At 65.2% G+C, this 14,242-nt stretch carries 10 protein-coding genes; all 10 read right to left on the bottom strand.

Features of this window, described 5'->3' with window-relative positions; translation table 11 throughout:
• Window positions 1–136: 136 nt before the first annotated feature.
• The 10 genes from BSTEL_RS00390 to BSTEL_RS00345 all read right to left on the bottom strand — a co-directional run bounded on the left by BSTEL_RS00390 (window position 137) and on the right by BSTEL_RS00345 (window position 14,161).
• The gene (locus BSTEL_RS00390; RefSeq protein ID WP_034525723.1) at window positions 137–3,103 is read right to left on the bottom strand and encodes a cation-translocating P-type ATPase; all 2,967 of its coding nucleotides are present in this window, start codon (window positions 3,101–3,103) and stop codon (window positions 137–139) included.
• Between the two features lie 242 nt (window positions 3,104–3,345).
• Window positions 3,346–4,746: a DUF4032 domain-containing protein gene (locus BSTEL_RS00385; RefSeq protein WP_034525721.1), complete on the bottom strand. Its 1,401-nt coding sequence runs from the start codon at window positions 4,744–4,746 to the stop codon at window positions 3,346–3,348.
• A 148-nt stretch (window positions 4,747–4,894) separates the two neighbouring features.
• Entirely contained in the window at window positions 4,895–5,902 is a 1,008-nt protein-coding gene (rlmB, locus tag BSTEL_RS00380) for a 23S rRNA (guanosine(2251)-2'-O)-methyltransferase RlmB (RefSeq protein ID WP_034525719.1), read from the bottom strand.
• Window positions 5,903–5,967: 65 nt separating this feature from the next.
• Window positions 5,968–7,431: an RNA-binding domain-containing protein gene (locus BSTEL_RS00375; RefSeq protein ID WP_034525791.1), complete on the bottom strand. Its 1,464-nt coding sequence runs from the start codon at window positions 7,429–7,431 to the stop codon at window positions 5,968–5,970.
• A gap of 738 nt (window positions 7,432–8,169) precedes the next feature.
• Window positions 8,170–9,297, bottom strand: a complete 1,128-nt coding sequence (locus BSTEL_RS00370; protein ID WP_034525717.1) for an ABC transporter ATP-binding protein — start codon at window positions 9,295–9,297, stop codon at window positions 8,170–8,172.
• Window positions 9,298–9,579: 282 nt separating this feature from the next.
• On the bottom strand, window positions 9,580–10,380 hold the full coding sequence (locus tag BSTEL_RS00365) for a GntR family transcriptional regulator (protein ID WP_034525713.1): 801 nt from the start codon (window positions 10,378–10,380) through the stop codon (window positions 9,580–9,582).
• A gap of 209 nt (window positions 10,381–10,589) precedes the next feature.
• Window positions 10,590–11,966, bottom strand: coding sequence for a PTS ascorbate transporter subunit IIC (locus BSTEL_RS00360; protein WP_034525711.1), 1,377 nt, complete (start codon window positions 11,964–11,966; stop codon window positions 10,590–10,592).
• Window positions 11,967–12,036: 70 nt separating this feature from the next.
• Window positions 12,037–12,333, bottom strand: a complete 297-nt coding sequence (locus tag BSTEL_RS00355; protein ID WP_034525708.1) for a PTS sugar transporter subunit IIB — start codon at window positions 12,331–12,333, stop codon at window positions 12,037–12,039.
• Window positions 12,334–12,413: 80 nt separating this feature from the next.
• Window positions 12,414–12,854: a PTS sugar transporter subunit IIA gene (locus tag BSTEL_RS00350; protein ID WP_034525706.1), complete on the bottom strand. Its 441-nt coding sequence runs from the start codon at window positions 12,852–12,854 to the stop codon at window positions 12,414–12,416.
• Between the two features lie 194 nt (window positions 12,855–13,048).
• Window positions 13,049–14,161, bottom strand: coding sequence for a glycosyltransferase family 2 protein (locus tag BSTEL_RS00345; RefSeq protein ID WP_051922701.1), 1,113 nt, complete (start codon window positions 14,159–14,161; stop codon window positions 13,049–13,051).
• Between the last annotated feature and the right edge of the window lie 81 nt (window positions 14,162–14,242).

Here is a 14,242-nt window from a genome sequence, read left to right as displayed (position 1 = left end):
TATCCGAGACATATCCGCACCACGCATGGGAAAGCCCCTCGTATGAGGGGCTTTCCCATGTCCTGGCCGTTACCGGTCAACCCCGGCCGAACGGACCAAACCGGCCGTCGTCCCGCCGACCAGTCCACGGCCCGAATCACCGCCCGGCCATCGCGCGCAATACGCACTTGCGCAGTTCGGATGCGACGAGGACGAAGGCGGCGAGGCCGATGCATTCGAGCCAGGCCAGCGGGCTCAGCGGCGTGGTGCCGAACGCGGTGTTGAGGAACGGCACGTAGATCACGACGAGCTGCAACGCGACGGACAGGCCGATCGCGCCCCACAGCCACTTGTTCGAGAACAGGCCGACGAACACGCTCTGCAGGTGGGAGCGCGAGGCGAGCGCGTTGAACAGCTGGGCGAACACGAGGATCGTGAAGCCCATCGTGCGCGCCTCGGTCATCTGCGCCTCGTGGCCGAGCGCGTCCACCGAACGGTCGGTGAACAGGCCGCCGGCGAGGTGCATGTCCATGCCGATCAATGTGACGGCCGCCATGATGATGCCGATGAAGATGATGTCGCCCCACATCGAGGCGTCGATCACGCGGTCGGTGATGCGCCGCGGCCTGCGGTTCATCACGTCCTCGGTCTGCGGGTCGACGCCCATCGCGAGCGCGGGCGCCGCGTCGGTGAGCAGGTTGATCCACAGCAGCTGCGTGGCGAGCAGCGGCACGGTCACGCCGGTGGATTCGGGCTGCGTGATGCCGAGGAATCCGGCGAGCACGACGCCGAAGAACACGGTGAACACCTCGCCCACGTTGGAGCTCAGCAGGTAGCGCAGGAACTTGCGGATGTTGTCGAAGATCACGCGGCCTTCGCGCACGGCGGCCACGATGGTGGAGAAGTTGTCGTCGGCGAGGATCATCTTCGCGCTCTGCTTGGTGACCTCGGTGCCGGTGATGCCCATCGCGACGCCGATGTCCGCGGTCTTGACGGCCGGGGCGTCGTTGACGCCGTCGCCGGTCATCGCGACGATGTTGCCTTGCCGTTGCAGCGATTCGACGATCTTCAGCTTGTGTTCGGGCGCGACGCGCGCGTACACGGACACTTCGGACGTGGCCTTGTCGAACGCGGCCCTGTCGTCGCCGAGCGCATCAAGCTGATCGCCGGTGAGCGCCTTGCCGCCCTTCTCGATGATGCCGAGATCGGAGGCGATGCGCGCGGCGGTCAACGGGTGGTCGCCGGTGATCATGACGGCGCGGATGCCGGCGCGATGCGCCTCGGCCACCGAATCGCGCACTTCGGTGCGCGGCGGGTCGATGATGCCGACCATGCCGTTCCAGATGAGGTCGGTCTCGATTGCGTCCGCCTGCTCGGCGATATCCGCGACCTGTCCGGCCGCGTTCGCGCGCACGCCGTCCACTTCGGACAGGTTCGCGGTGCCGAGCGGACGGTACGCCTCGCCGAGCGTGCGGTACGCCTCGCCGGAGAGCCGTTCGACGGTCGCGAGGATCGTCTGGCGGTCGCCTTCCGTCAGCGGGCGCACATGCCCGCCGACCGCGATGCGCGAACAGTACGAGAGCAGCACGTCGGGCGCGCCCTTCGCGAACACGGTGAGCTTGCCGCCTTCCGTCGCGTCCTTCGCGATCACGGACATGCGTTTGCGCTCGGACGTGAACGGCACTTCGGCGACGCGCGTGAACTGGCCGTATCCCTTCATCGCGCCGGTCTTGCGCGCGGCCACGATGAGCGACACCTCGGTCGGGTCGCCGACGACCTCCCATCGTCCGTTCTCCTCACGCAGGTCGCCGTCGTTCGCGATCGTGCCGGCGGCGAGCGTGGCGAGCGCCTCCGCCTTGAGCGACGGGTCGCCGGAGAGCGGAGAACCGTCGGCGGCCGTCATCTTGCCTTCCGGCGTGTAGCCGGTGCCGGTGAGATGCACTTCGCCGCTGGGCGTGACGATGCGTTCGACGGTCATCTCGTTGCGTGTCAACGTGCCGGTCTTGTCCGAGCAGATCACGGACGCGGAGCCGAGCGTCTCGACGGAATGGAGTTTCTTCACAATCGCGTTGTGCGCGGCCATGCGCTGCACGCCGAGCGCGAGCACGACGGTGAGAATCGCGGCGAGGCCTTCCGGCACGGCGGCCACGGCGAGCGACACGGCGAGCAGCAGCGAGTCGATGACGTCGTGGATGTCGTTGAAGCCTTCGAGGAACGCGAGCGCGGCGAGCACGACCACGGCGATGATGACGACGGCGATGCCGAGGATTTTGGAGACGTAGTCCATCTCCTTCTGCAGCGGGGTCTGCTCGTCCTCGGTGGCGGAGAGCATGCCGGCGATCTTGCCGACCTGCGTGGCCATGCCGGTGCCGGTGACGACGGCGCGGCCGGTGCCCTGCGTGACGGACGTGCCGTTGAAGATCATGTTCGTGCGGTCGCCGAGCGCCTTGGCCTCACGCAGTGTGTCCGGCTTCTTGCTGACGGGCACGGATTCTCCGGTGAGCGACGCTTCGGCGATGCGCAGGCTCGCCGCGGTGATGAGGCGGCCGTCCGCGGAGACCGAGTCGCCTTCCGCGAGCACGATGATGTCGCCGGGGACGACGTCGGTGGTGTTGATGCGCACGACCTTGCCGTCGCGCAGCACGGATGTGGTGGGGGCCGTCATGCCGGCGAGCGCTTCGACCGCAGCCTCCGCCTTCGCCTCCTGGATGTAGCCGAGCACGGCGTTGACGATGAGGATGAGCACGATGACGATCGCGTCGAACGGCAGCGCCTCGCCGCCTTCCGCGCCGGGTACGGCGTTCGCCTTCTCGATGAACCACGCGATCACGGAGATGACGGTGGCGGCGAGCAGCAGGTAGACGAGCGGATCCTTGAACTGGGCGAGGAACTTCTTCCATTTCGGCACGGGCGGCGCCCCAGCAAGCTCGTTCGGCCCGAACCGCTCCAATCGGCGTGCGGCCTCGGCCGAGCTCAGGCCGACGTTCGGATCGACGTCGAGCGCTTTGGCGACGGCGAGCGCATCGGTCAGGCTCGGATCGGCGTCGTTCGGCAACCCCTGCCGGGTGGGCGCGTCCTCGATCGTTGCGGACGCGGCGGATTGATCCTTCGTGCGATCAACCATGATGGTCTCCTTGGTATAGCCGCGGAGTAGTCAACACACGGACGCCGGTTGTCTCTCCGACGGCCCGCGTGCTGCGCGGTTATGGGCGCCGACGCGACTGCCGCCGACGCATGTGGCCCCATTATTCCACACGATTTCGCCCGCCGGCATAAACATGCCGGCGGGCGTTGTCTACCGCGTGTCGCTCCGCGACCACCCTCAGTCTCGCTGCGCTCGACAGCTCCCGCCAACGGGAGCGGTGCTTAGTGGCTCCACACCGCCGCGTCGGGGTCGAAGTCGGGGTTGTAGCCGTCGTCGGGGTCGTTGTAGGTGTACTCGTCGTCGACGACGCCGGAATCGGCCTCCTCGAGGAGGGTGTCGATGTCCTTCTTGTCGAGCATCTGGTCGGGCAGGATGTTCTTGATGTAGCTGGTCACCGCCTCGCTCATCGGCACGTCGTGGCCCGCCTTCTCGGCGAGGAACCAACGGTGGGTGAGCACCTCGTGGAAGAACTGGGCCGGCTCGATCTGCGAACGGTATTCGCGCGGGATCGAACGCACGGTCGGCTCGAACACCTCGCGCATCCAGTCGGTGGCGACGATCTCCAGATCCTCGCCCTCGCGCCACGTGGAGGCACGGTAGGCGTCGAGGTCGTTGAGCAGACGACGGGCCTGGTTCTCCTGCACGTCAAGGCCGGTGAGACGCAGCAGCTTGCGGTTCGCATAGCCGGCGTCCACGACGCGCGGACGCACGAGCACACGCTTGCCGTCCTCGTCGGTCTTCATTTCCAGCTCGTCCACGTCGAAACCGAGCTCATTGAGCTTGTTGACGCGCTTCTCGATCTTCCACATCTCGTCCGGACCGAACTTGTCGGTGTCAGTCAGCGCGCTCCACAGCGAGTGGTAGCGCTCGACCAGACGGTTGCCGACCTCGATCTCGTCCACGTCGCTGGGCAGCAGCTGGCCGGAGCTCAGATCCATCAGTTCGCCGATGATGTTCGTGCGCGCCAGATCGATGTCGTATTCGCGCTGGCCCTCGGTGAGGTTCACCTGCAGATCGCCGGTCTCGGCGTCCACGAGGAACGCGGAGAACGCGTCGGCGTCACGCAGGAACAGCACGTTCGACAGGGACACGTCGCCCCAGTAGAAGCCTGCCAGGTGCAGGCGCACGAGCAGCACGGCCAGGGCGTCGATGAGACGCTCGGCGGTGTCCGGGCGCAGGTTGCGGGCGAACAGGGCGCGGTACGGCAGCGAGAACTTGAGATGCTTCGTCACGAGGATCGCCTCAAGCGGATCGCCCTCCTTGTTGTGGCGTCCCGTCACCACGGCGACCGGGCGCACGGCCGGCAGCTCGAGCTTCTGCAGGCGGCGCAGGATCTCATACTCGCGCTCGGCCATCTGGCGTGTGATCTCCTTCATCGCGTACACCTCGTCGCCCACGTGCACGAATCGCACCACGTGGCGGGAGATGCCGCGCGGCAGGTTGGCGAGCAGGTCCTCCGGCCAGGTGGCGAGCGGCTTGTGCCACGGCAGGGTGAACATCTTCGGATTCGAGCTCGCCGCCGTGATGTTCAGGGCCCGGGGCTCCGCGTTACCGGGGGTCTCGGCCTCGGCGAGGACGCTCGTCGCCTTCGCCGCGCGCGGATCCAGTTTCGACAGATTCATCGATGATTGCATCGTTCCGTATGCTTCCTTGCTGGCTGTGTCTTGTGTCTTTACGTCTATTTCGCGTTGACGTGTCCGAAGTGTCCGTCGTGCCGTCGCGCGCGCTCCCCTCCGCACCCGCGCGACGGCATGATGGACATGCCTGCGCCTACTTGGCCGATTCGCCGGCCTCGCCGGCCTTGCGGCGCGCGTTCGCGACCGCGTACAGGCTGATGCCCGCCGCCACGGACGCGTTGAGCGATTCGACCTGGCTGGAGATCGGGATGCCGGCAACCGCGTCGCACGCCTCGCGCACGAGACGGCTCACACCCTTGCCTTCCGAACCGAGCACGACGACCAGCGGATCCGTCTCGAATCCGGTCTCGCCGACGAGGCTGCTGCCGCCGCCATCGAGCGCGACCGCGTAGTAGCCGCGTTCCTTCAGGCTTTCGATCGCCTTCGTCAGGTTGACGACGCGGCACACCGGCAGGTGCGCGGCCGCGCCGGCCGACACCTTCCACGCGGCGGCGTTCACCGACGCGGAACGACGCTCCGGCAGAATCACGCCGTTCGCGCCGAATGCGGCGGCGGAACGGATGACCGCGCCGAGGTTCTGCGGATCGGTCACGCCGTCGAGCGCGATGAACAGCGGACGCGCGGCGATGCGCGCGGCCGGCGAGTTCGCGGCCTCCATCGCACGGGCCTTCTTGTCCGCGCGGTCGGCCAGCTCGGCGAGCGAGGAGTACTGGTACGGATCCACCTTGAGGATCACGCCCTGATGGTTGCCGGAGCGGGCGATGCGGTCCATCTCCAGACGGTCCGCCTCCATCATGTGCAGGCCGCGGACGCCGGCGAGCTTGACGATCTCGCGCGTGCGGTCGTCGTGCTCAATGCGCGAGGCGACGTACAGCGTGTTGCTGGGCACGCCCACGCGCAACGCTTCGAGCACCGAATTGCGGCCGAACACCAGATCGGAGGTGTCGTTCGTCGAGAACTTGTCGGCGCGACGGCGGGCCGCGAGGCGCGGATCAGCCATCTGGCGGCGCATCGCCGCGTTCTTCATCTTGTACGCCTTGTGGTATTCGCGGTTCTCGGCCTTCGGCGTCGGCCCCTTGCCGCGAAGCGCGTTCCTGTGCTTGCCACCCGACCCCTTGGTCGGTCCTTTCTTAGTAACCATAAGGGTCATTGTCCCAGCACCCCGCCCCAACGCCCGCCGCCGCAGGCGAAATCACCCCGAACCCGTCACGGTTGGATCGGCTTGGAACCCGTGGTCGGGCGGATATAGCGACGCCCACGGGTTTTGCCCTCCACAAGCAGCATGCCGGCATCGACCATCGCACTGAGGCGTTTGCGTACCGTACGCGAATCGGCACCGGTGTCCTCCACCAGTTGCGGCACCGTCACCATACCGGCGGCGTCCAGACGTCGCGTCATCGCCGCGTATATCGGATCGTCCTGCGCAACGCTCCCCAGGTCGTCCGTGACTGTCCGGTCCGCCACGATGCCGGTGCCCGACACCGCGGAATCCGCGACCACGGGCGATCGGGTTGGCACCATCGCGGTGAACACGTCACCATCCGTGAATTCCGGGTCCATACCGGTGTAGAGATGCGATGCCCTGACGAGGGCGCGCAGACCACTGCCGAGCGTCTCCGCGAGCCCGGTCTGCACGAACACGTCGGCGATGATGGGGTTCTTCGGCATCGGCGTGAATTCCCCCAGACGCATACGCCCTTCGAAGAACGCGCGTGACGCGTTGATGGTACGAATCGACTCGTTGTCCATCACGATACGAGCCATGACCGGGCTGGAATACTCACGATGCATCAGGCTGTTGGCCACGAGTTCCCGGGCGATCAGGTCACGCGGACTGGTCCGTTTATCGCCATCCAGCGCGAACCGATCAGGCAGATGATCACGTACGAATGAGGCAAGACGCTCATACGCGTCGAACAGGTTCGTGCGGACCGTCAACCGATCGTCATATCGGTCCTCGTTTTCACGACGCACAATCGCGTCGGTGACGTATGCGGGGCAGATCGAGGAGATTACGTCATCCTTGCCGAGCAGCAATACCGCCGCAAGATTGAATCCCTCCTCACCGGTCGTATAGTCACGGTCATAGAGCTTGGCGCTGCGGAACATCTCGTCGTCCGACATCACCCCCCACGGATGCCCGGCCCGCTGGGCGACGGCCATGCTCCGCATCCGCGCGATGAGATCCGCACGCAGGTCGAATGGTGTGACGTAGCGGAAGATACGGCGCTCGGAATAGTAGTTCTGCTTGCGGAGGTACATCTGTCCGATTTGGATGTCGCCGTCGATGCGCACATCGGCATCCGCCACACGGTCGTACACCACGCCTTTGAACCGGACGACCGATGAGCTGGGAGCGACCCATACGCGGACCACGGTCCGCCCGTCACATTCGATGCGTTCCGTCTCCACCGTCGGGGCAGGCACGAACAGTTTCCGGTTCACAGCCACGTTCGCGATGTTCCGTTCAATCTCCACGGCCCGTTCCGAGGCGACGCCGATGATGTCCCCCTCATCCGTGACACCGAGATAGATGTCGCCGCCCATCCGATTCGAGAACGAGCACACCGTTTCGAATGTATCCGCATGCGGAATGTCGCCGCACCGCTTGAACTCCACGGTCGACGATTCGCCACCCCGTATCGCGTGCAGCAATTCATCCGGCGTCATCATATGCTCCGATCTCCGTATGCTCGGCGTAATAACCACTTCGTCAATGCACTAATTAAGTGCTTATTCTTTCATCAATTCAACCATTTATACATCAATTGATGTACAAATGTATACATTCATGCATTAATGAACAACCACGGCCCGGGGGCACAGCCAGCCGCGCAAGAAAACCCGGGAATCGGCCCTTTTGTCCGGGAATATTCGCACTGAGTCGAGCTGAGCACAAGAAATCCCGGAGCAAGCGGCAGTTTCCCGGGAAAACTTGCGCTGAGAAGTGGCCAGTGCAATCAATCCCGGAGCAAGCGGAGGATTCCCGGGGTAATTTGCGCCTCGGCATGGGAAGAACGCCCCTCGGGGTGGGGCACCCCGTCCGCGACGTATGTGACCTGGTCGCTTGCGTCTCAGCACGGGAAGAACGCCCCCGAGCGAAGCGGGACCAGTATGGAGCGAAGCGGGACCGATGCGGAGCGAGCAAAAAAGAACAAAGAAAGCCCCGCTTCGTAGCGAGGCTTTCCCCAACGAGACGAGGTAGAGAGGAAGAGAAACGTCTCGTTGTAATTGGTTGGCCGAATCAGGCGGCGTGATTGCCGCGATTCGACCAAGTCTTATATGGGCGGTCCTTGGTCGTAGCCAGTCTCTCCCCACCCGTAGGCGGTCTCTCCCCCACCCGCTTTCTCAGAGGGGGTTGGAGGGACCGGGGCCTAGGACTCGGACCGGAACCGGACCGGGAACGCGTCAGTTGATGCGGTCCTCGGTGGACGGGGCGAACAGGTGCATCTTGGCCGGATCGATCTTGATCTTGACGGTCTCGCCGACCTTCGGCAGCGCACGCGGGTTCACACGGACCGTGGTGAGCTTGTTCTGGTCGGACATGACCTGGGCCTCCTCGGCGGCGGAGCCGTCGGTGATGATGTTGCCGTAGATGAAGCCGTCGGAGCCGAGATCCTCGACGTTGACGACCTTCAGGGAGAAGGCGTTCGGATCGTCGGCCGGGGCCAGCGAGGCGTCCTCCGGGCGGAAGCCGACGACGATCTTGCCGCCGTCCTCCGGGGTGAGCTTGTCGACGGCCTCGGCAGGCAGGTCGATGGTGTCCTCGCCGATCTGCGCCTTGCCGTTGACGACCGGGTGCACGTTGATGTTCATCGACGGGGAGCCGATGAAGCCGGCGACGAAGACGTTGGCCGGGCGGTCGTACAGCTCGGTCGGGGCGCCGACCTGCTGCAGCTTGCCGAGCTTGATGACGGCGATGCGGTCGCCCATCGTCAGCGCCTCGGTCTGGTCGTGGGTCACGTACAGGGTGGTGACGCCGAGCTGACGCTGCAGAGCGGCAATCTGGGTACGGGTCTGGACGCGGAGCTTGGCGTCGAGGTTGGACAGCGGCTCGTCCATGAGGAACACCTTCGGCTTGCGCACGATGGCGCGGCCCATGGCGACGCGCTGGCGCTGGCCACCGGACAGGGCCTTCGGCTTGCGGTCGAGGTACTCGGTCAGGTCGAGAATCTTCGCGGCCTCTTCGACGCGCTTGCGGATCTCCTCCTTCGGGGTGCCGGCGATCTTCAGGGCGAAGCCCATGTTGTCGGCGACGGTCATGTGCGGGTACAGCGCGTAGTTCTGGAAGACCATGGCGATGTCGCGGTCCTTCGGCTGCATGGTGGTGACGTCCTTGTCGCCGATGAGGATGCGGCCCTTGTTGACCTCTTCGAGGCCGGCGAGCATGCGCAGGGTGGTGGACTTGCCGCAGCCGGACGGGCCGACGAGGACGAGGAATTCACCATCCTTAATGTCGAGGTTCAGATCATCCACGGAGGGCTTGTCGTTGCCCGGGTAGATACGGGTGACGTGGTCGAAAATGACTTCAGCCATGGTTGTTCAATCCTTTCAGAGGCAGGTACGTGCCTCACGATCCGTTGTAAAGGGATTATTCGGTTGGTTGCTGTGCTTTGATCCGTTCGTCACCATCCATCGCATCGCTGCAACGTCGGGCGATCTGCAAACCTCAGCGTTTACTTATCAGGACCGGCGGAATCGTTCCCGCCGAACCTGCCGCTCACTATACACGGTGTTCACGCTCACGCAAGGAAAACGCTTTCGCATGGGCGTTTCCCCGAACAATGCCCGACACACATGTCGCACACGCGACCCGCATCACAGCTTCATCGAGACGGAGTCGCTGCCGGTGCGCACCACGAACGAGACCTCGCTGGCATCGGGCGATTCAAGGGCGGTGTTGCATGCGATGATTGCACCGAACTCGTCCTTCACCGTTGACTCCATTTCAAGCACGGGAGTGCCATCCGGCACGCCGAAGTACCAGGCCATGCGGCCATCGAGCACACGCACACGCACGGTCACGTCGTTCTCCACGAGATTGACCGCGTAGGTATGTTCGAGGTATTCGTACAGCGAATCGGCCGTGAAACCGTCATCATGGACCTTCGGGAAGCGCGCGGCGGCGAGAAACGTTACCACGTGCTGACGCGGCGAGTCACCGATCAAGCGCAACCGCTCGAGTCGGACGAGATCGGCGTCCGCGTCAAGTCCGAGGCGTTCTGCGGCCTTGGCGTTGCGCACAATACTGTTGTCGATGACCTTCGTACTCACCACATTGCCGAGCGTGGCCTGCTGGCGGAAGAAGCCCATGATCGTGCTGCCGAGCGACTTCCTCTGCGCCCCCGTGATGCCCACGCCCCCGCGAACGCCGGCCACGCCGTCGGAGCCGGAACCGTCCACGGCGGTCTCGGTGCGGAAGGTGCCGCGTCCCTGCTCGCGCACGAGCAGCCCCTCCTGGATGAGATCGCCGATGGCATGGCGCAGCGTGATGCGGCTGACCCCGTACCGCTCGCACAGTTCGGGTTCGGCCGGCAGCTTCTCCCCCGGCCGCATGGCCCGGGCGCGCTGCCGCAGGTTGTCCCTGACCGCGACGTATTTGGGAACGCCCTCCGCCATGTTTCCAGCTCCTTTCCGTACGTTATGACTTTACCGTGTCCCGCCGTCGCACGACGGCCGACGGCGCCCGGCGCGGGATGGCGCCATCACACGACGGCCGACATCATACGATATGACGATTGCCGGAAACGGCGCATGGCCATTCCCGGCAATCTCATGTCGACCCGCACAACGGGCCGGTCCGTCGGAGCGGACCGTCATCCCCACCGTCACTCGGCGGCGACGGCCTTCTTGTCACGGCGACTCATCACGAAGGACGCGATGTAGAAGACGACGACCGCGGCGATGATGCCGCCGATCAGCGCGAACTGGCCGCCGTTGCTGCCCAGCTGGCCGAGCAGGATGCCGGCCACGCCGAAGTCGGCGTCGGAGTAGGTGGCGTTCGCCATGCCGGTCTCACCGAGCACCGGCAACAGGAACAGCGGCAGGAACGTGATTGCGAGGCCGTTGACGAACGAGCCGATGACCGCGCCGCGGATGCCGCCCTGGCCGTTGCCGATCACGCCGGTGGCACCGCCGGTCATGAAGTGGGCGACGATGCCGGGGATGATGATGGTCGTGCCGGCGAGCGCCATGATGCCCATGCCGACGATGCCGCCGACGAAGCTGGAGATGAAGCCGATGAGCACGGCGTTCGGGGCGAAGGTGAAGATCATCGGCACGTCGAGGGCCGGCTTGGAGTCCTTCACGAGCTTCTCGGAGATGCCCTTGAAGGCGGGGACGATCTCGCCGAGCACCACGCGCACGCCGGCGAGGATGATGAACACGCCCGCGGAGAAGGTGGCGGCCTGCAGGAGGGAGAAGACGATGAAGTTCTGGCCGTCGGACAGCTTGCTCTCGATGTAGGAGCCGCCGGCGCACAGGGCGACGATCACGTAGATGACGGCCATCGACAGGGCGATGATGACGGTGGTATCGCGCAGGAAGCCGAGGCCGGACGGGAACTTGATGTCCTCGGTGGACTTGGACGGGTGCTTCTTGGAGCGGGTGAGGCGGGCGACCAGGCCGCCGAGGGCGATGCCCGCGCCGCCGGTGTGGCCGAGCGCCACGTCGCCGGTGCCGGCCGCGTCCTTCATGAACGGCTGCACGAGGGCCGGGGAGATGGTGACGATGAGGCCCTGGGCGATGGCACCCCACAGGATGACGCCCCAGGTGGGCAGACCGGCGACCTCGAGGATCACGGCGACCATCGTGGCCATGTAGAACGCGACGTGGCCGGACAGGTAGATGTACTTGAAGCGGGAGGTCATCGACAGCAGGACGTTGACGATCATGCCGAAGAAGAAGATCAGGGCCGCTTCGGAGCCGTACTTCACGAGCACGGTGCCGACGATGGCTTCGTTGTTCGGCACGACGCCCTGCACGTGGAACGCATGCTGGAACATGCTGCCGAACGGATCGAGCGCGCCGGAGACGACGGACGCGCCGGCGGCGAGCACGAGGAAGCCGACCATCGTGCGGATGGTGCCCTTCATGATGTCGGTGGCCTTCTTGTGCTGCACGGCCAGGCCGATGAGCGAGATGAGGGCCACGATGATCGACGGCTGGCGGAAGATGTCCAGCAACACTGACAAAACACCGTTCATGGTTGTTCCCTACCTATCCTTTCTGTTGTTCTTCGTTCTCTGGGTTCTTCGGACCTGACGGCCCTCGGGACTACTTGTTCGGCACCTCGACGCCGTGGCGCTCGAGAGCGGCGGCGACCTGCTTGGTGATGTTCTCCATGTCGATGAGGCTGTCGAGCACGACGACGTCGCCCATCAGGCCGGTCGCGGCCTCGGCGATGTCACGCCCGACGAACAGCACGTCGGCGGAGGTCGGGCCGACTGACGCGATGTCCATGTGGTCGGTCTCCACGCCGTCGACGCCAAGGTTCTTGAGCGCCTTCTCGATGTTGAGCTGGGTCATGAAGCTGGAGCCGAGTCCGGTGCTGCATGCGGTGATGATCTTCATTGGTCTGCCTTTCTGGGAAAACGGAAAACGTTGGAATGGGAAGAAGGAAAAGGGAAACGTAACGGGGAGGCGCGCGACTCTCAGGCGAGCGCCGCGGTGAGCTCGGCGACGCTTCCGGCCGCATTCACGGCGGCGAGCCTGTCTGCGTCGGTGAGGAGCGAAGCCAACGCCTGCATCAGATCGATGTGCGCGTTGGCATCCTCGGCGGCGAGACAGAACATCGTGGAGATCGGATGCGACGCGTCATCGGCTAGGGCGAACGGCTCGCCGACGTGCAGCACGGATAGCGACGTCGTCTTCACTCCGGTCTCGGGTCGGGCATGCGCGAGCGCGACGCCCCCGCCGAGGTCGATATAGGTGCCGCCGGGCGATGAAATCGACGTCTTGATCGCCTCGACATAACCGTCGGTGATGGTGTCGGCGTCGAGTAGCGGACGGGTGACCACGTCGACGGCCTCACGCCAGTCCGCCACCTTGTCGATGACGAGCACGCCTCCTGATTGGAGATATGACGACAGCACGATGCCTCCTTGCGAAGTACGGGGGGTGCGCCGTGGCCTGCGATGGCCTCGGCCGGATCCGTCCGGCGGTCCATCCCGTCGCCCGGATTCGTAATGTCATCATATCGTCATAACGTCATATCGTCATATCGGGCGTGTCGTTATCATGTACCGGCCGGTCCGGCGACTGCGCCGCATGACAGGCACGTCACACGTCAACACTTCGCGTCGGTCCGTTGAATGCGCAGTTGACGCCAGTCCTCGCGCATGTCGCGGAACAATTCCGCCAGCGAGGGCCGGTCGTCGCCCCCATCGACGTCATCGCGGTCCTTCCTCGATCCCGCATGACGGGCGACGGCGGCCTTCAACGTGCCGAGCAGTTCACGCAGCGCGTCCGGAATCGCCTCGCCGTCGCCCTCCTCGATCTCGGCGCGCAGGTCGTCGATGCGCCGGTGAAGGACATCCGCGCCCTCCGGGTCGATCTTCAGGCCGGCCGCGATCGACTGGCGCATCGTCTCGTAGTCGAGGTTCGCGAGGAAGTTGAGCTGTTGCAGGCGCATGAACCCCTTGAGCTCGGGGAATCGCGCGACGATGTACTCCTCGCGGTCGTCGGCCGCCTTCATCCAGTCGCGCGTGAGCTGCGGGTCGAGCGTCGCGGTGATCGACCCGGCGCGCAGACGGTAGTGGTACAGCGTCTCGGGGATGCGCACGACGCGCGTGGACGAACCGATCACGGTGCAGATGCGCGCGAGGTCCTCGATCTTGCGCCCCACGGGGAACGCGAACCCGGTGCCCTGGTAGACGGCGGCGGGCGCGAGGAACGCCCAGAAGTAGCCGTCGATCTCGGCCCGCACCTGCATTTTGACGGCCTCGACCGGCTCGAGCACCTGCACGTCGTCGTAATCGTTGTGCCGGTAGTCGCTCAACAGCGTCCTGCCGTTTTCGGAAATCGTGTCGAATTTGAACATCACAAGGTCGGCGTCGTACTCGCGCATCGCGGCGAGACAATCGGCGACGAGGTTCGGCGCGACCGTGTCGTCGGAATCGGCAAAGTAGATGTAGTCGCCGGTCGCCTCGGCGATGCCGGCGTTACGCGCGTCGGACAGGCCGCCGTTCAGCTTGTGGATGACGCGCACACGGGCGTCGCGCGCGGCCCACGCGTCGCACATGGCCGGGCAGGCGTCGGGAGACCCGTCGTCGACGAGCAGGATTTCGAGATTGCGGTACGTCTGCGCCACGACGCTCGCCACGCACGCGTCGAGGAACCGCTCGACCTTGTAGACCGGGATGACGACGCTGACCAGCGGCCCGGCGCAATCACGTTCCATGCACTCACGTTCCATGCGCACCAGCGTAACGCCTGCAAGGAACGGCGCACACCGCGTTCACGTGGACGCGGCCGTTCGCGC

Origin of the sequence: Bifidobacterium stellenboschense (assembly GCF_000741785.1) — a bacterium.
Taxonomy (GTDB): Bacteria; Actinomycetota; Actinomycetes; order Actinomycetales; family Bifidobacteriaceae; genus Bifidobacterium; species Bifidobacterium stellenboschense.
This window is presented reverse-complemented; position numbering and strand designations above follow the sequence as displayed.

Coding starts and splice junctions, on each gene's coding strand:
- BSTEL_RS00365 (WP_034525713.1), bottom strand. CDS start 10,380: ATGGCGGAGGGCGTTCCCAAATACGTCGCGGTCAGGGACAACCTGCGG.
- BSTEL_RS00370 (WP_034525717.1), bottom strand. CDS start 9,297: ATGGCTGAAGTCATTTTCGACCACGTCACCCGTATCTACCCGGGCAAC.
- BSTEL_RS00360 (WP_034525711.1), bottom strand. CDS start 11,966: ATGAACGGTGTTTTGTCAGTGTTGCTGGACATCTTCCGCCAGCCGTCG.
- BSTEL_RS00390 (WP_034525723.1), bottom strand. CDS start 3,103: ATGGTTGATCGCACGAAGGATCAATCCGCCGCGTCCGCAACGATCGAG.
- BSTEL_RS00385 (WP_034525721.1), bottom strand. CDS start 4,746: ATGAATCTGTCGAAACTGGATCCGCGCGCGGCGAAGGCGACGAGCGTC.
- BSTEL_RS00355 (WP_034525708.1), bottom strand. CDS start 12,333: ATGAAGATCATCACCGCATGCAGCACCGGACTCGGCTCCAGCTTCATG.
- rlmB (WP_034525719.1), bottom strand. CDS start 5,902: ATGGTTACTAAGAAAGGACCGACCAAGGGGTCGGGTGGCAAGCACAGG.
- BSTEL_RS00375 (WP_034525791.1), bottom strand. CDS start 7,431: ATGACGCCGGATGAATTGCTGCACGCGATACGGGGTGGCGAATCGTCG.
- BSTEL_RS00345 (WP_051922701.1), bottom strand. CDS start 14,161: ATGGAACGTGATTGCGCCGGGCCGCTGGTCAGCGTCGTCATCCCGGTC.